The organism is Viridibacillus sp. NPDC093762, from assembly GCF_050279675.1.
In the GTDB taxonomy this organism is placed as follows: Bacteria; Bacillota; Bacilli; order Bacillales_A; family Planococcaceae; genus Viridibacillus.
This window is the reverse complement of the sequence record NZ_JBNNUK010000016.1, coordinates 22,345-40,083: the sequence shown is the minus strand read 5'-3', so window position 1 is coordinate 40,083 and position 17,739 is coordinate 22,345. Positions and strand designations below refer to the sequence as shown.

The 17,739-nt window shown below is 33.4% G+C and carries 17 protein-coding genes; 10 read left to right on the top strand and 7 right to left on the bottom strand.

Going from position 1 to position 17,739, the window contains the following annotated elements:
* The first annotated feature begins 149 nt into the window (after positions 1-149).
* The 4 genes from ACQKM9_RS16885 to ACQKM9_RS16870 all read left to right on the top strand — a co-directional run bounded on the left by ACQKM9_RS16885 (position 150) and on the right by ACQKM9_RS16870 (position 3,224).
* Positions 150-626 carry a hypothetical protein gene (locus tag ACQKM9_RS16885; RefSeq protein ID WP_427735528.1) on the top strand — a complete coding sequence of 159 codons (477 nt, stop codon included), beginning with the start codon at positions 150-152 and terminating at the stop codon, positions 624-626.
* A 4-nt stretch (positions 627-630) separates the two neighbouring features.
* Complete coding sequence (locus ACQKM9_RS16880) at positions 631-1,443, top strand: DUF1835 domain-containing protein (protein ID WP_427735527.1); 813 nt, start codon at positions 631-633, stop codon at positions 1,441-1,443.
* A 329-nt stretch (positions 1,444-1,772) separates the two neighbouring features.
* On the top strand, positions 1,773-2,315 hold the full coding sequence (locus ACQKM9_RS16875; RefSeq protein ID WP_427735526.1) for a hypothetical protein: 543 nt from the start codon (positions 1,773-1,775) through the stop codon (positions 2,313-2,315).
* Positions 2,316-2,504: 189 nt separating this feature from the next.
* Entirely contained in the window at positions 2,505-3,224 is a 720-nt protein-coding gene (locus tag ACQKM9_RS16870) for a nucleotidyltransferase domain-containing protein (RefSeq protein WP_427735524.1), read from the top strand.
* A 109-nt stretch (positions 3,225-3,333) separates the two neighbouring features.
* On the opposite strand, the gene ACQKM9_RS16865 is transcribed toward ACQKM9_RS16870, so the two are convergent.
* Together ACQKM9_RS16865 and ACQKM9_RS16860 are read right to left on the bottom strand one after the other, a co-directional pair.
* Positions 3,334-3,756, bottom strand: coding sequence for a DUF4395 domain-containing protein (locus tag ACQKM9_RS16865; protein ID WP_427735523.1), 423 nt, complete (start codon positions 3,754-3,756; stop codon positions 3,334-3,336).
* Between the two features lie 120 nt (positions 3,757-3,876).
* On the bottom strand, positions 3,877-4,278 hold the full coding sequence (locus ACQKM9_RS16860) for a hypothetical protein (RefSeq protein WP_427735522.1): 402 nt from the start codon (positions 4,276-4,278) through the stop codon (positions 3,877-3,879).
* A 374-nt stretch (positions 4,279-4,652) separates the two neighbouring features.
* Between ACQKM9_RS16860 and ACQKM9_RS16855 the strand changes: the two genes are divergently transcribed.
* From ACQKM9_RS16855 to ACQKM9_RS16845, 3 genes are all read left to right on the top strand, one after another.
* Positions 4,653-5,309, top strand: coding sequence for a DUF4085 family protein (locus ACQKM9_RS16855; RefSeq protein WP_427735521.1), 657 nt, complete (start codon positions 4,653-4,655; stop codon positions 5,307-5,309).
* A 186-nt stretch (positions 5,310-5,495) separates the two neighbouring features.
* A complete protein-coding gene (locus ACQKM9_RS16850; RefSeq protein ID WP_427735520.1) occupies positions 5,496-5,837 on the top strand; it encodes a hypothetical protein in 342 nt (113 codons plus the stop codon).
* A 253-nt stretch (positions 5,838-6,090) separates the two neighbouring features.
* Entirely contained in the window at positions 6,091-6,471 is a 381-nt protein-coding gene (locus ACQKM9_RS16845) for a hypothetical protein (protein ID WP_427735519.1), read from the top strand.
* Between the two features lie 65 nt (positions 6,472-6,536).
* Here ACQKM9_RS16845 and ACQKM9_RS16840 read toward each other — a convergent pair whose 3' ends face one another.
* From ACQKM9_RS16840 to ACQKM9_RS16820, 5 genes are all read right to left on the bottom strand, one after another.
* Positions 6,537-7,448: an ABC transporter ATP-binding protein gene (locus tag ACQKM9_RS16840; protein ID WP_427735518.1), complete on the bottom strand. Its 912-nt coding sequence runs from the start codon at positions 7,446-7,448 to the stop codon at positions 6,537-6,539.
* Complete coding sequence (locus ACQKM9_RS16835; protein WP_427735517.1) at positions 7,423-8,496, bottom strand: ABC transporter ATP-binding protein; 1,074 nt, start codon at positions 8,494-8,496, stop codon at positions 7,423-7,425. The genes ACQKM9_RS16840 and ACQKM9_RS16835 overlap by 26 nt, the downstream gene beginning before the upstream one ends.
* A gap of 14 nt (positions 8,497-8,510) precedes the next feature.
* Entirely contained in the window at positions 8,511-9,455 is a 945-nt protein-coding gene (locus ACQKM9_RS16830; protein ID WP_427735516.1) for an ABC transporter permease, read from the bottom strand.
* On the bottom strand, positions 9,455-10,384 hold the full coding sequence (locus ACQKM9_RS16825; RefSeq protein WP_427735515.1) for an ABC transporter permease: 930 nt from the start codon (positions 10,382-10,384) through the stop codon (positions 9,455-9,457). The genes ACQKM9_RS16830 and ACQKM9_RS16825 overlap by 1 nt, the downstream gene beginning before the upstream one ends.
* A 133-nt stretch (positions 10,385-10,517) precedes the next feature.
* Complete coding sequence (locus ACQKM9_RS16820) at positions 10,518-12,176, bottom strand: peptide ABC transporter substrate-binding protein (RefSeq protein WP_427735514.1); 1,659 nt, start codon at positions 12,174-12,176, stop codon at positions 10,518-10,520.
* A gap of 884 nt (positions 12,177-13,060) precedes the next feature.
* Here ACQKM9_RS16820 and ACQKM9_RS16815 point away from each other — a divergent pair.
* The 3 genes from ACQKM9_RS16815 to ACQKM9_RS16805 all read left to right on the top strand — a co-directional run bounded on the left by ACQKM9_RS16815 (position 13,061) and on the right by ACQKM9_RS16805 (position 17,255).
* Positions 13,061-13,303 carry a hypothetical protein gene (locus ACQKM9_RS16815; RefSeq protein WP_427735513.1) on the top strand — a complete coding sequence of 81 codons (243 nt, stop codon included), beginning with the start codon at positions 13,061-13,063 and terminating at the stop codon, positions 13,301-13,303.
* A 340-nt stretch (positions 13,304-13,643) separates the two neighbouring features.
* On the top strand, positions 13,644-15,329 hold the full coding sequence (locus tag ACQKM9_RS16810) for a methyl-accepting chemotaxis protein (RefSeq protein WP_427735512.1): 1,686 nt from the start codon (positions 13,644-13,646) through the stop codon (positions 15,327-15,329).
* Between the two features lie 222 nt (positions 15,330-15,551).
* Entirely contained in the window at positions 15,552-17,255 is a 1,704-nt protein-coding gene (locus ACQKM9_RS16805; protein WP_427735511.1) for a methyl-accepting chemotaxis protein, read from the top strand.
* Positions 17,256-17,739: the final 484 nt, after the last annotated feature.

The window sequence follows — 17,739 nt, the reverse complement described above, 5'->3', positions numbered from 1 at the left end:
ATCACTCCAAACAGAGAAAGAATGGACTTAGTGTCAACATTAGTGAGAAAAACATGCATACTTAGAAATATAAATGAAAAGCGTAAGAAACACTGTAGGAATGACGAATGAAAATGCAGTATCTATTTATTTTAAAAGGAGTGAGAGAATTGAAAGCGAGGGTGTTACCAATAGCTTCAATAATTTTATTGATAGCAGCTGTATATTTTTACATTAAAGCAAGGCGATATGAGTTTATAGATAATTTAGGAAGTTTTATAACAATATCAATTGTGTTATTAATGGGATTGGGAATCTATTATATATTGCAGCGACAAGGAAATCAGTATGCACACATTAGTTCTCGCTTAGGTATTTCCAGCATCATTTTCGTCCTAATATTACTTATTAGTTTTGAATTTTATAAACCAACATTTACACTTGCTGATGCTGAAGTGAAGATTGCTGACTATTATAGCGTAAAAGTAATAACAGAAGAAAGTGGTAAAATCAGTTATAACACGGATTCTTTTGCATTACATACAGATTGCTATTTAATTATTGGTAAAGAGGGCAAAAAAGAAAATCGCTATTTGTTTTATCCATACTCTGGTGAAATGACTAAAATAAATAGCGAACAGGAGTGATATTTTGAACAAAATACATATCGTATTTGGAGACTCAGCTGCTGGTAGTTTAAAACATGTACTACACTTGATGAAAAAAACAAAGGAGGAAAGGGTTTTTGTCGTTAGAGATATTTTTTCCATAGGACCATTAAATGATGCGCAGGCTCGTATAGAGTGGATGCAAGAACACATCATAAGAGAAGTGGAAAATTCGTATGATCCTTTACAAAGCGATCAGTTTAAAGGCATACAAGATGATGTACCTGTTTGTATATGGGTATCTGAAAGTGCGCATGAACAAATAGGGTTACGGTTTGTAATGAATGAATTAAATAATGCCCAAAATCTAATCGAAATAGTGAATGTTAGTACTCAATTAAAAAAGTTAGAACCGCTGTTTGTACCTAGGACTACAGGAGAAGTGGTTCCTGAAAAATTAATTAATATGACGTCATCTGGTGAGTCAGTTTCCAAATCGGATCAAGCTAGTTATATTAAAGAATGGCAGAAACTCTCAAAGACGATGAATGATCTACGCTATCTGGAAGACGGCATGATTATTTCTACAGAAGCTAATTATTATGATAATTTTATCATTGAATGTGCTAGATATTTACATAAAGAACTTCTGGGTAGGACAGAAGAAGAGCCTGGAAATTTTATGAAGGCAGCTAGGTTAGTTGGTGAAGCATTAGGCAATATTGAAAATCATATCGGTGATGCATTTATTGAGTATCGTTTAAGAGAGTTAATAGCAAACGGAATGTTTGAAGTAAAAGGAGACACAAGTGCTATGCGCTTATACAGCGTAAAATTAAAGGCTGCCTTCATGTAAAATGAAGCAGTCTTTTTTTATGAAGTTAAGATTAAGGTCTTAATGAAAGAATAGGAATAATGTCGACATTTATGGAGTAGAAAGTAAAAAAGTGGCATAACTATAAATAACAGGGAATTATTAGAGATTTAGAAGGGTATTATGGATTTATTGGATATAAGGTTAAAAAAATCAAAAAAAGGCGAGACTGATAAATAAGAATAAGTCTAAATTGTTACTATAGAATTTTATTTAGTAATTATTGATTATCCTTGTTGCTTAAAAATAGTAAAATAAATGCATTAATGTTAGAATTATGATAAAATAAAGATAACTTTAGGAGGCTATTCATGCGCAAATTTACTAAGCAAAAAACGCTTTCATTCCTCTCAGTATTGATGGCAGGATCTATATTAATAACAGGGTGTAGTAGTGATAAGACAGCCAAAAAGGTTGAAACTATTGGGGTTGTAGCTGAGGCCGATGCAAAAGTTTCAAATGACTTTCATAAAAGCATAGAAGCAGTATTAAAAGTGGAATTGCCAACATCTAAAGAAGAAATACACAGTGTTGTAAAAAGCATTATTAATGATGACTCCTATTTAAAGAATGCAGAAAATCGTGAAAAATTCCTGAAGTTAGCAAATCAGCAAATTGCGTATTTGAAAACTGTAGACCTATCGCCTAAGACTGAAGCTGAAAAAGAAATTCATCATGCCTTCAATAACTATATAGGTTATCAAAAAGGTATATACAATAGCTTGAAATCATATGCAGATGACCAAGATGAATTTTTTATGAATACGTATGCTACGAATAAGAGCATGTCCGAGAAGTACTTAAAAAACTTAGAAGAGGCACTAGCAAAGTATAATGTGTCAATAAAAAAATAAATAAGGATGATTTACTTTGACCATCCTGACAAAGACGATTAACTCAGTTTTGAGTATTAATCGTTTTTTTTTGACTTAATTTTGGGATATATTGTGTGTAGATTTTTGAAGTTTTTACTAGTAGTTTATTCTATCATTAGTTAATATGGAAATTAATATAAAAAATTCAATCAATCAGAGGTGATGATCATGGGAGATTTGACGAAAATAATTCCAATTGAAGCAGCACATCAATTTATCAATAAGAACTTTCCGAATTGTCAAGGAGCTGTGTTAGCTGGAAGTGTTGTCAGAGGAGAGGGAACAGATACTTCTGACCTTGACATAGTCGTATTTGATAAAAGTTTAAATTCAAGTTATAGAGAGTCCTTAAAAGAATTTGGATGGCCAATCGAAGTTTTTGTACATAGTTTAACTTCCTACAAACACTTTTTCGAACTCGATTACAAAGCTGCTAAGCCTTCTATGCAAAGGATGGTATGGGAAGGGATACTATTAAAAGATGAAGGAATTATTCAATCGATAAAGCTAGAAGCTAAAGAGATATTAGATAAGGGACCTGAAAGATGGACGAAAGAAATCATTACTACGAAGCGATATTTTATATCAGATGTATTAGATGATTTTATAGGTTGTAATAATCGTGCAGAAGAAATTTTCATAGCTAACGAATTAGCTGAGCTTATTCATGAATTTGTGTTAAGAACTAATAATCAATGGATAGGATCCTCAAAATGGATAATTCGGGCGTTAAAGAACTATGATGAAAAGTTTACCGAGGATTTTGTTGATGCATTCGATACCTATTATAAAACGGCTGAGAAAAGTAAAGTTATTCATTTAAGTGAAAAAGTAATTGAACCTTTTGGAGGTCGTCTATTTGAAGGCTTTTCAATGGGGAAAAGCTAAGTGAAATCATTAATTAAGGAATAGAAAAGAATAGAGCCATAGAAAGAGACCGCTATAAAGTGGTCTCTTTCTATGGCGTATTTATCGTAAATAATTATTTTTCATTAGATTAAGAATTACTCATTCGATACTTAAATTGTTTGAGTTGAAAAAGAATAAGGCAACCGATACAAAATCCTAAAATAGCTACAAAAGAAGCAACAGCGACCATGATCGTAAATGTATATGCAAGTACTGGCCAATTAGCTAAATAGCCATTTAAACCAAGAAATAAGCAAGAAATAGCTATACATGAATTAAACTTTTGCTGGGCAACATCTTCAGGTATATAAGCAGAAGGTTCTTTTTTCAAAAAGCGACGAGCAAATTTCATCATGGGATTATAATTAAAAATCAAACCAAGTAAATTTGCCACTAAAGGAATGGCTAAAATCCAAGGCTGACCTGTAATCCAAGTTAAAATAACGCTTAAAAGTATAGTCCATTGATTCACACGAACTAATGGTCTTGGAATAAAAGGAACGGTACTCAAATTAAAAACCAACCTTCCTTATGGGGATAGTTTTATTTTATACGAAATTGTTTAATTTGTGAAGACTGAACTACAATTAAAAGGAAAAAGCTGCACCAAATAGGTAGCAGCTTTACACAATTAATATTGATATTTCTTTGTGTCTGTAATGATTTTAAAGTGAATACCTTTAATTTCCTTCGTAATTTCCTCTTTTACATCATCCAGATTGACTAGTTTATTCGACCCTACATAAGTTGAAAGCTCATCCATTAAGCGATCAAATGAATTTGAAAAAAGGCTACGCATCGCATCGAAGTCTAAGTTTCGGAAGCTTCCATCAATCTCGTAAGCTTCGATTGAATTCATTTGCTTTGAAGCACCCGCAAAGCGATCATCATACACCGTATATGTTTCATCAGAAAAGGCAACGATATATAATTCTTCTCCCGTAATCGTATGTAATTCAAGATTGTTCTTATGTTTTTTGACATCTGTAATGCTGTGTATACCTTCGGTGTGTTTAATGTTAAATAAGCTCATAAAAAAACCCCCTAGAAATTAAACCCATATAGAATCTTGTCGATTGAAAATCACTATATGGTTACTTTCATCATATCACAATTCCTGATATTTGAATTTATGCGATATAAATTACTCATAACAATATCGGTTTTTTGTGAACGTCATACATAGTTATTTTACATTATTACCATAATTTAATAAATTTTATATTTACAAGGAAAATAAAGGATGTATAATAATATATGTAAATATAAAATAGAATTATAGACACCTCGATAGTCTATATAAAACCTCAGCATTTACTCATATCTTTCTTTAAGCTTTATCAATCACTTTATCTTTGTTTTTTTCACAAGTTTATAAAAGCTGTATTAATGGAAGGGACTGGATTTATGAAATATTTTACAAAGCAGTGGTTTGAAGAAAATCAATTATCTAATTACTTATTTTTCCTTGTTACCATGGGCGATTGGGAAGAGGAAAAAGCTTATTATAGAGAGTATGGCATAGATTTAGAACAAGAACGCAAAATGGAATTACAACGAGACCGAGATAAATTGTTGAAATTTTTACCTGAAGAATTCCATCCATATGTTCTAGATGGCTCTATTATTGAAGGGTCCCCAAGTAATAAATTGCGGGGCTTGGCAAAAAACTGGCTGGAGCATTTTGATGCTGTGACCAATGAAAAGTTCGAAAGTTGTGCAGCAGATTTTATTGTAGCCAAAAGTGAACTTTCTAAAACTGTAAGTGATCTATTTGTTAACTCATTTCATGATGCAATAATTCAAACAATAGAAAGTAATACTGACCAAACATGTACAATTAAGTTGAATTTAGAGAATACGTATCATGAAATGGATATGTTATCAATTACTTTCATTGGTGTTAGTGAATTTACTAGTACTGCACCAGTCAGAAATGGCTCTTGGTGGTTGTACGAAGAGATATCAATAGTTGAGGGCGGTTTCAGACTATGTGTTTTATTTGATAGCCCATTAGCTGAATTTTCTATCGTTGCTAAAGATGTTGTAATTGAATTGAAATAGTAAAGAAGAAAAGGCGTATGGCATTGAACTGTGACAATGCTGTACGTTTTTTTGTTTAGCCATGCATTTAATCAACTTATCCACTAACATTCTATTAATTAATGAACTAGTTAAATAAAATAAAAGACAAATTAATGACAATATTCTGAAAAACATGTAAAATAACTAATTATAGGAGGAGTAGATATGATAGGTTATGAAATACATGAGGATAAAGTAATGAAAGTAATTAATGTTGTCGTAAATGATAAAATGACATTAGAACAGGCTGAAAAATTTGCTAAAGATTATAAAATAATCACGAAACCAATCAATACTAAATCATTTCTCTTAGATATAGATTGTACTGATATGAAAGTTGTAACACCAGATCTCATAGATAACCTTGGTGATACTTTGAAAATGTATAAAGAAACTGGTTTCCACAAAGTGATTATGAGAGTAAGGTATAATAATATATTAAAAATGCAATTAACGCGGCTTTCACGTGAGGCAGAATTAACAAATGTTGAAATAATAAATGTATGATTTAGGCTACTAAAAAGGTAATTTATAGTATTGGTTCAAACAGTAAATCAAGCTTACAAAACCTCTGATGACTCATTGGAGGTTTTTTATATGAGTACATAAGGTATATTCATTATTAAATCCAAATAATATACAAATGGATTTGGTGAATTTCATACTTCGAGATATTGAAAAATTCACTTTATTAACGAAAATAATGTGATCTCATTCTACTGATTTTGATATACTAGAAGAAAACTAGGAGTTAGCTGTCATGTCCTTTTTAAAAACGAAACATATTTTTCTATTAAGTGGGTTAACTTTACTATTTGTAATGGATTATTTCTCACAATTGGAGATGTTTTCAGTAATTCCGAAAAAACCTATCGTAATTTTTATATTAATATTAATAGTCATTAGTTTTTTGCCAATTAAACAATCGAATAGAAATGTATTAGATGAATTTAAGTGGCATGCTTTTTTAGTTGGTTATATCATTTTAACAATAATAGTAATGCAACTGCTCGGTGGTGAATCATCAAGTGGTATTAGCTTCAACAATGGGTTTGTTTGGCTCGCATTACTTATAACTGTTTGGGAATTACGCTCAAAATGGCGTAAAGTGAAGCAGGTAACGGCTGTGAAAGAAAACTAATTCTATAGCTTCTAACATAATGAAAAACCACCGTTCATATAATGAGCGGTGGTTTTGTCGTGTTATTAAGCATTTTTCCATTTCTTTACGGAAGCAGCGGTACCATAAACGAAGTGTTTGTCAGCTACTTCATAAAATGAAGCGCTTTCATCTAGTTCTTCGTGTTCATAAGGAATTCGTGTGCGTTTTGATTCAGATATTGGATCTGGTAAAGGAATAGCTGAGAGCAAAGATTTCGTATATGGATGGACAGGAGAATGATAGATATCATCTGCTAACCCAATCTCAACGATTTTACCACGATACATAACTGCAATACGGTCACTAATATATTTCACCATAGAAAGGTCATGAGCAATGAATAAATAAGTTAAATTAAATTCTTTTTGAAGTTGTTTTAATAAGTTTACAACTTGTGCTTGAATCGATACATCCAGTGCAGAAATCGGTTCATCTGCAATGATAAAACTTGGGTTTAGACTCAGCGCACGAGCAATACCAATCCGTTGTCGTTGTCCGCCAGAAAATTCATGTGCATAGCGGTTTGCATGCTCCTTATTTAAACCAACAGCTTCTAGTAAGGATTCTACTTTTTCACGGCGTTCTTTTTTGTTCTTATAAAGACCGTGAATATCAAAGCCTTCACTAATAATTTCACTAGCTTTCATTCTAGGATTCAGTGAAGCGTATGGATCTTGGAAGATCATTTGCATTTGTCGATTAAATTGCTTCATCTCATTTGCTGATTTACTACTATGAACATCTTTGCCATTAAAGATAATTTCTCCATCCGTTATATCATATAAGCGAATAATAGAGCGGCCAGTTGTAGATTTACCACAGCCAGATTCTCCTACTAGTCCAAGAGTTTCACCTTCATAAATATCGAAGCTAATGCCATCAACAGCTTTTACAAGCTCTTTTGAAGAACCGAAATATTGAGTTAAGTTTTTAATTTCTAATAGTTTTTTTGCCATTTAGCATATTCTCCTTTCCTAAATATCCTGCAATTCGTTTTGCAACAGCCTCAGGAATTGGAATTTTAGGTGCATCAGGATGCAATAGCCATGTTTTAGCAAAATGAGTGTCGCTTACTTGGAACATAGGTGGTTCTTTTTCATAATCAATTGCCAAAGCAAATTCATTGCGAGCTGCAAATGCATCTCCTTTAGGAGGATTAATTAAATCAGGCGGTGAACCTGGAATAGTTCGTAATAATTCATCTGAATTACTATCAATATCTGGCATAGAACCGAGTAATCCCCATGTGTATGGGTGCTTAGGATTATAGAAAATTTCATTTACAGTTCCATATTCAACAATTTGTCCAGCATACATAACTGCCACTCGATCAGCAACATTGGCAACAACACCTAAATCATGTGTGATGAAGATAATCGATGTATTACTCGTCTCTTGAATTTCCTTCATAAGTTCTAAAATTTGTGCTTGAATTGTTACGTCAAGAGCAGTTGTTGGTTCGTCAGCAATTAATAGTTTAGGCTCAGCTGCTAAAGCAATAGCAATCACAACACGTTGTCGCATACCACCAGAAAATTCGTGTGGAAACTGTTTATAGCGTTTTTCAGGCATTGGAATTCCTACTTGATCTAATAATTTAATTGCGCGTTTTTTTGCATCAGACTTTGATACATTCTTATGTTTTAAAATTACTTCAGTAATTTGTCTACCGACACGCATAGTTGGATTCAATGATGTCATAGGATCCTGGAAAATCATCGAGATCTCATTACCTCGTACTTTAGACATTTCTTTATCTGAAAGGGGGATTAAATCACGACCGTTAAAGATGATTTCACCAGACTCATAAATGCCAGGAGGTTCTGGAATCAGCTTCATCAAGGCATTACTTGTAACACTTTTCCCCGAGCCAGATTCGCCTACAATGGCAAGTGTTTCTCCGGCTTTTAGTTCAAAATTCACACCGCGGACAGCTTGTACGACACCCGCAAACGTTTTAAAATGAATTCTTAAATCTTTTACTTGTAAAATTGGTTCACTCATTCTGTTCAACCTCCTTATTTACGTAATTTTGGATCTAGTGCATCTCGCAAGCCATCGCCAACTGCATTAAATGCAAAAATAGTCGTACAAATCATTATCGCAGGGAAAATTAGTCTCCAAGGCGCATTTGTAATAGCATTGTTCCCTTCAGAAGCCATTGTACCCCAGCTTGCTATTGGTGCTGATACACCAAGGCCAAGATAACTTAAGAAAGATTCTGTGAAAATAGCAGTTGGAATTGTTAATGTCATTGTTACTAAAATAGCACCTAATGCATTTGGAATTAAATGTTTAATAATTAAATGTTTCGTATTAGCTCCAAGAGTACGGGAAGCTAAGACAAATTCTTGGTTTTTGATGGATAGCACTTCACCACGAACTATTCGAGCCATATTAATCCACCCAGTGACAGAAAGTGCGATAATCATAGGTAACAAGCCATTTCCAAAAGCTCCATTTCCTAAAACTACTGATAAAACGATTACAACAAGTAAATAGGGGACCGCTGTTAAAACATCTGCAATACGCATCATAATATTATCTACACGTTCCCCAGCTAGTCCTGAAATACTGCCCCATACTACCCCGATAACTAAATCAATAATAGCAGCAGTAATGCCAATGAATAGAGAAATTCTTGCACCTTCCCAAACACGAACAAATACATCTCGTCCTAAATCATCTGTACCAAACCAATTGGCTGCTGATGGAGCCTTATTGTATAATCCAAGTTGTTCACTATAAGTATACTGTGAAAATATAGGTGCAAAAATAGCCATTAATAAAATAGTCATAAGTGCTATTAAACCGAAAATAGCTAATTTATTGTGAGCAAATCGAATGATAACCTCTTTCCAAAAAGACATAGATTTCTTTGCTAGCTTTTCAGTTTCTTCATGTCTTCCTCCGACAATTTCAAACATTTCTTTTTCGATTTTTTCTAATTGTTGTTGTGACATTATTTTTTCGCTCCTCTCAGCTTAATACGTGGATCGATAATACCGTATAAAATATCTACGATAAATACCGCAAGTAAAAGGATGATAGAGTAGAACACGGTAGTACCCATAATAACTGTGTAATCACGATTCGAAATACTCGTAACGAAGTGCTTACCAAGTCCTGGTATTGCAAAAATTTGTTCTACAATAAAACTTCCCGTCACAACACCAGCTGTTAAAGGTCCAATATATGTAACGACAGGTAACAGGGCATTACGTAATGTATGTCGGAAAACAATAGTCCATTTGCCAATTCCTTTTGCCCGTGCCATTTTGACATAATCACTATTATTTTGCTCAAGCATACTGGAACGTGTAAGTTTGGCGATAAAACCCATATGTGTCATGGCAATAGCGAATGCAGGTAAAATACTATAGCTAAAACCTTTCCAACCGCTTATTGGGAACCATCCTAGTTTTAAAGCTACGAAATACTGCAATAAACCTGCCAATACAAAAGAGGGGATTGATATTCCTACGACAGCAATTGTAGTAGCTAAATAATCGGGAAAGCGATTGTGATAAAGCGCTGAAATGACACCTAAAAGTATGCCTAGTCCCACAGCAAGTAGCATGGCTTCAATACCCAAAGTTAAAGAAATAGGGAATCCCTCAGAAATCATATCATTTGTAGAGCGCATTTTATATTTCATCGATTCACCAAAGTCGAACGAAGCTGAGTCGATAAGATAATCTTTATATTGGATATACCAAGGATTGTCTAACCCATATTTTGCATTTAACTGTTTCTCGATTTGAGGTGGAAAACTACGCTCACTTGCAAATGGACTTCCTGGGGCCAATCTCATTAAGAAGAAAGTGGCGGAAATAATGACAAAAAGCGCAAGCAAAATGTACATAAGTCTTTTTAAAATGTATTTAATCACATGAAACTCCTCCTTTTTTTCTTAGAGTTTAGTTTAAAAAAAGCTGTCTCATAAGCCGAGTAAACGACTATGAGGCAGCTCTTTGCTGTTGATAGAATATCTAACAGTTTATCCAGCGTGTACTGCGTGCGTATTATTCAGTGATATCTGCTCTTTTAAGCTGGATATTACCGATTGGATCAGGTTCCATACCTGTTACAGAATCCTTTTTAACAAAAAGGGTTGTGTAGTAGTAGATAGGTGCAACTGGTAGTTCTCCCATTGCAATTCCTTCAGCTTCTTTTAAAATTTCAAGACGCTTTGCAGGGTCTTTTTCAGCTACTGATTTCTTCATCAACTCTTTGTACTTTGGATTTTCCCATCCAGTATCATTGTTACCATTATCAGCAGTAGAGTACATTTCTAGGAATGTGTAAGGATCTCTATAGTCAGCGATCCAACCCATACGACCTACTTCATAATCTAGGTTAGTTAACTTATCTAAATATACTTGCCACTCAGAGTTATCAATTTTCACTTTGATACCTAAGTTCTTTTTCCAACCTTCTTGGATAAACTGTGCAATCGCATTATGTGCTTCACTTGTATTAATTGAAATGCCAATTTCAATGTCAGATGCTTTTTTAATGCCAAGCTCTTTCATACCAGCTTCAAGTGCAGCTTTTGCACCTTCAATATCATTGTCTTTCATATAACCGCGGTCTTCTTCAAAACCAGCAACAGCAGGAGGAACCATTCCTAAAGCTGGTGTTTGTTCACCTTTAGTTACATTTGAAATTAACTCTTGACGATTAATAGCTAATGTCAAAGCTTTACGAATATTAGCATTCTTCGTGAATTTACCTTTATTGTTTAATTTGTACCAATATACACCAGCTAATGGTTGAATATTTAATTGGTTGCTCTTTTTGAACTCATCAATTGAATCCAGTGCCACAGTTTGGAACGGAGAACCTAGATAATCAATTTCACCAGCTTTAAACTTACTAACAGCTGTCGCTTCTTTCTCTACCATGCCAATATTTACTTCGTCTAATTTAACATTTGCAACATCCCAATAATCAGCATTCTTTTCTAATTTTAGAGAGGCGTCATGTTGCCATTCAGCTAATTTGAATGGACCATTTGTAACGTAGTTTTCACCAGCATCTGCGTACCATTCTTTGTTTGCTTCAGCAACCTTTTTGTTAATAGGCATATATGTTTGGAATGCTGTTAACTCAAGGAAGTAAGGAGTAGGATTTGCTAAAGTAACTTCCAAAGTTTTATCATCTACAACTTTAATAGCAATGTCATCAGCAGAACCTTTACCAGTATTAAATTCTTCAGCACCTTTAATAGGATATAGCTGAGATGCATACTCAGATGTATTAGCTGGATCTAAAGCCCATTTCCAAGCGTATTCAAAATCACCTGCAACAACAGAATCACCATTTGTCCATTTAGCATCACGTAATTTAAACGTGTAAGTCAATTGGTCATCACTAATTTGAATATCTTCAGCCAATGCTTTTTCATATTTTGCATCTTTATCAAGTCTAGTTAAACCTTCAAAAAGACTTAATAAAATATTCCCAGAAGTTGTATCAGTAGCCAACTGCGGATTCATTGCAGGTGGTTCAGAAGCAATTACTAAATTTAGTGCTTTTTTCTTTTCTTGCACAGCACCTTCTGAGCCTTTGTTACCTTCGTCATCGTCTTTAGCAGTATCTCCCCCAAAATTACAAGCTGCTAAGACTAATGAAATAATTGCTAAAAGAGTAAACAGTACATACTTTTTCTTTTTAGCCATTTAAATCCCCCTTATCTAAAATAATAAGCCCTTGTGAAAAGCTTAATTTCAATATAACAAAAAAAGAATTCCATAGAAACAAATAAAATCCAATTATATAATTTATTAGGGAAATAACTTTTTAATAGTAATAATGATAGATTCAGTGCGTTGAATTACTAAAGTGAAATTGTGATATTTTTATGATAATAAAAATATCAATTAAATGTATTTGAAAGAAAACTATTATCGTGGATATTTTTTCATGTAATCAATTTAATAAAGAATATAATTTCAGAATATTAAAAATAGTGCAAAATAACTATGGATTTAATTACTGAATATTCTCTATAATTCTATCTATTTCTACATTAATATACTTTTTTCGTAAAATACTTACCGCTTTAATTATATGATTCAAAGAATTCATTTATGAATTAATGTATAATTTCAGATGTAACTGCATCTTTTAATTTGTTATTATAGAAGAAGAGTTCGTCACCTATTTTGGATAATACAAAACTTCTATTCTAATCATTACCTATCCATCTATGAACATGGTGAATTAGTTAGTGCGATTTCAAGTATAACTATTAGATAAGTTTTTATATTGGTGATAATAAGTTATCCAATTTACATACACCGTTATTGTTTTAGGAGCAGGGGACGCCAATTTATTGATTTTCTTGTATCGAGCAGTAATATTGAACGGTGGATTTACACCAAAGCTAATTGTTTTATGATTGCTTGTGTTCTTCTGATTTGTTTTGTCTGAACGAGATTCAAAATGTAAGTAAGTATAATGAAGGAACTACGAAATAGGGCAACAATAATAAGGTCCATTGCGCATTTTAAGCGCAATGGACCCTTACTTTTAAAAAATTAAATGTGGAAGTGGTGAGAATATGAATAATCATAAAGTAATGATCGTTGACTTTGCTCATAATGGACCTCAAACATGCTTTGTGAAATTTTCTGGTTACGATGATGAATTGAAAAGAGAATTTACAGGGATGGTACGCTTTGTAGGGGAATTACCGTATGGAGATGTCATTCATCCATCAAAAAGTGAGCTTTCTAATAGCTGTAGAGAATTTCTGGAAAATTATTTGATACAACGATATAATCAGGGATATTTTGATGAATAGAAAAAGTAGTTAAAAACAACAGCTATTATATATGAAGAGATTTATTATATTAATATGCAACGTTGTATCGATAAGAAAATGGATTATTACTACGAAAATTAAATAGAAACAATTTCCAATGTAAAATTTAACTTATTTATAATCTAAAAGATTTAGTTCTAGTCCTTCTGGTTAGAAAAAAATTAAGTATCATGGTCAATTGTTGGTTCAATTGAATCAGTAATTATGACTAATCATAATGCTATAGTTATGTTGGTGATATATAAGGATTCGATAGCTTTAGTCGAGTTCTTGTATATTAATATGTTTACTTAATTTTAGGATGCGAGGGGTTAGGCAAATGTCTATTCAAAAGAAAATTAGTTTAGGCTTTATTACGATGATTGTCATGATGCTAGTGATTTTAGTATTTAACTATAATCGTTTATCAAAGGTTGAAGATGCTTTCGATGAAGTAACGAAAGATCGTTTTGAAAAAATCCAATTAGCGAATGATATTCAATTCAATCTTGCTGCGCAAGGTTTGTTTTTACGTTCATATTTAATAGAAGGCAATGATACAGAAAAAAGGAATTTACAAAGTTATCAGCAAAAGCTTAATCAATCATTATCTGATTTAAATAGTAAAGAAATGTCGGAAAAAATGCATTCTTATATGTCTGACATCAATGCAAACAAAGAAAAATTTGATAATTCCGCAGATTTGGTCATTTCAGAATATGAAAAAGGCAATAAAGACGCTGCTAAAAAAGAATTGAACGAAGTTGGTTCGGTAGCAAATGGAAAGATTCTAGAATCTGCTATAGAAATTATGGACTTTCAGAAAAAAGAATTAGATAAAGCGAATGAAGGTGTTCATAAAATAGCAGAACAAGCTATGCTTCTAGCAACTATCATCTCTTTACTTAGCATAATTCTAGCAATTTTCTTCATCATATTCATTAAGAAAACGGTTGGTAATCCTTTAAGGGCAATTGTAAAAGGTTCTAATCTAATTGCAACTGGAGATTTAACACATTCGGATTTTGATGTTAAGAGTAATGATGAAATCGGTCAATTAGCAGTATCCTTCAATCAAATGAAGCGCTATCTAAAAGAATTGATTACTAGTATTTCAGATAATACAAGTCAATTAAGTGCAGCCATTGAAGAGCTATCTGCAAGTACAACTGAAGTTTCACAAGCTGCTGAAGGTGTGTCGAATAGCGTTGAGCAAACTTCTAAAGGATCTGTCGATTCCGTTGAAATAGCGAAGGATAGCTCCATTGCAATGCAAGAAACAGCAATCGGAGTAAGCCGAATTGCTGAAGCTTCACAATTGTTATTTGATCATGCAGTTGATACTACGAAAATTGCAAGTGAAGGTACAAAAATATTAGAAGTTGCCAAACAACAAATGCATGTTATTTCCAATTCGACAAATGAAACAAATGAGTTAATACAAAAACTGACTGCACAAACACTTGAGATTCAAAAAATGACAAAAGTAATTACCGATATTACAGATCAAACAAATTTACTAGCATTAAACGCTGCAATCGAAGCGGCACGTGCAGGGGAGCATGGTAAAGGATTTGCTGTGGTAGCAGAAGAAGTACGTAAGCTAGCTGAAGGATCTAAAGGGTCGGCATCACAAATTGTTCATTTAACGCAAACAATCCAAAATGATACAAAAACTGTTGCATCTTCAATAGAAGAAGGGCTAAAAAATGTCAGCCAAGGTGTTTACGTGTTGGATAATGCGAACGAATCGTTTGGACAGATTGTAAACTCTGTATCTCAAATGACAACGCAGCTGGAAGATATAACGGCAACTTCCGAGCAATTATCTGCAGGTACTGAAGAAGTAACTGCCTCTGTAGAAGAAATTGCGGCAAATGCCGAAATAGCTGCAATGCAATCTGCACATATTTCAGGTGCTGTAGAAGAACAAACTGCAACATTGCAAGAAATAAACAGTGTTGTACAAGAACTAAGTCAGCAAGCAGTAGAATTACAAACATTAACGCAACGATTTAAAGTATAAGATAATAAGTATTATTGAATACCTATCTCTTTTCCTAAGAGTGAGAGATAGGTGTTTTTTTATTGTCAAAATTATTCGAAAAACCTACTATTATTTATTGCCTGTTTACTATAATATATATAATTATCTAATAATTTGTATTTTTATGAAATTAATTAAGACCTTTATCATGTATTAAGCTCTAAAAAAATAAATTTGAAAGACATGACAGGAGAGGTTTTTTTGAACAAACTAAAGCATATTAAGATCGGAATGAAATTCAATGTGTTACAAGTTTTCGTTATTTTGTTTTTATGTATTCTGATCACTATTGTAGCGAAATGGGAGATTGAGAAGTCTCTGATGGAAACGTTTGAAGAACGAGCAATGCAGGCATCTACTTTAGGGGAGACTATAGTAAATGACCGATTTAAAGGCGATTGGACTATTAAAGATGGAGAACTGTATAAAGGAGAGCATAATTTTACGAATGATACGACTTTAGTCGATGAAATAGGCAAAACAATAAGTGGTGCGGTTACGATTTTCAATGGTGATACACGTATTGCCACAAATGTACAAGTAGATGGTCAGCGTTCTATTGGTACAAAAGCAAGTGAAGCTGTTGTTAATCAGGTTCTTAAGAAAGGTATTACTTATACTGGGGTTGCAGATGTAGTTGGTAAAAAATATGTAACAGTTTATCAACCGATTAAAGACGCCTCTGGTAAAGTGATAGGCATGTGGTTTATAGGTGAACCTATTACGAAAATCAATGAAATTACCATGAGTTTAGTGATGAAAATAGTATTGGCATTGTTAGTTGGAGGTACAATTGCAATTCTTGGTAGTATTTTACTAACTCGAGCACTTGTGAGACCCATTAAACAAATTAATCGTCAGTTAAAAGAAATCGCAGAAGGTGAAGGCGATCTTACACAAGAACTGATTGTTAAGACGGAAGATGAAACAGGTGAATTAGCGCATTCCTTCAATCAAATGCTAGAAAGTTTGCGCAAAATGATGAAGCAAGTGGCCGATTCATCAGTACATGTTGCAGCAGCTTCGGAGGAACTAACGGCTAATGCTGAACAAACAACTGAAGCGACGAGTCAAATTGCGCAATCGATTCATGATATTGCGGAAGGTGCTGAAATGCAAGAAAATGGGTCACATATTAGTTTCAGGTCAATTGAGACTGTTCGTTCTAATCTACAAAAAGTTGTGGACCAATCTACTACAGTTACACTAGTAGCGAAAGAAACAAGTCAAGAAGCATTAAATGGCAATGATACATTACAAAAAGTTATACATCAAATGGATGTTATTAATAATGCTACTACAAATGCTAGTCAATCTATCGACGAATTAGGTAAACAATCAAATGAAATCGGTAATATTGTAGCAGTTATTACTGCAATCTCTGAACAAACAAATCTACTAGCTTTGAATGCTGCAATTGAAGCGGCTAGAGCGGGTGAACACGGGAAGGGCTTTGCTGTAGTTGCAGATGAAGTTAGAAAATTAGCCGAACAGTCCAAAGTATCGGCATCTCAAATTACTGAATTGATTTTACAAACACAAAAAGGAACAGAAAAGGCTGTAAATGCAATTGAACTGGGTACTAAGGAAACAGCTTCTGGTATGATAGTTGTCGAGGAAACAAAACAAGGCTTTGAGAAAATCATGCAATCAGTGGGTCAAGTAACAGAGAGAATTGAAGAAGTTAACTTAATAGCGAAGAATATGTATGATGCCGTTAATAATGTATATACATCAGTAGAAGATAATTTGAGCATAGCAAAAAACTCATCAAGTAAAACGCATTTAGTTGCCTCTGCATCAGAGGAACAACTTGCTACAATGGAAGAAATCACATCATCAGCTGAAACGATGTCTAAAATGGCAGAAGAACTACAACTATTAGTGAGACAATTTAAGTATTAGTTTTCAGAACCCTTTACATCATGTAGAGGGTTTTGCAGTAATATGGAAGAAAGAAGGGTCGGTAAAGTGTCAACTAGAATTTTCATTAGCATTAAACCATCAATTTCAATCTGATAAAGTCACAGGAAAAGGTCAATGAGTTTCGATCGAAAATCCCGAAGGTAACAGTGGATCATTTCTGGATTTTTGAATCTGTACCAAGTTCATCTTTGAAATATTGTGCCATAGTCGGTTCACCGGTTCATTTTCTGGATAAAGTAAAAGAGGTTGGCTACGGTGATTAATCATTTAATGAGGGTAACTCAAAATATACATATGCCTAGCCCATTTTACAATTATATGAGTTAACTGAGGCTATTCCACTTAAAATAATAAAAGAAATGTACCAGTTTTCACCACCATAAGGGTTTGCTTATTGTGGAAGATATCCAAAATTAGATACTTATTTGAAAAATCAAGCATAATGGCGTGAGATTTCTTAACT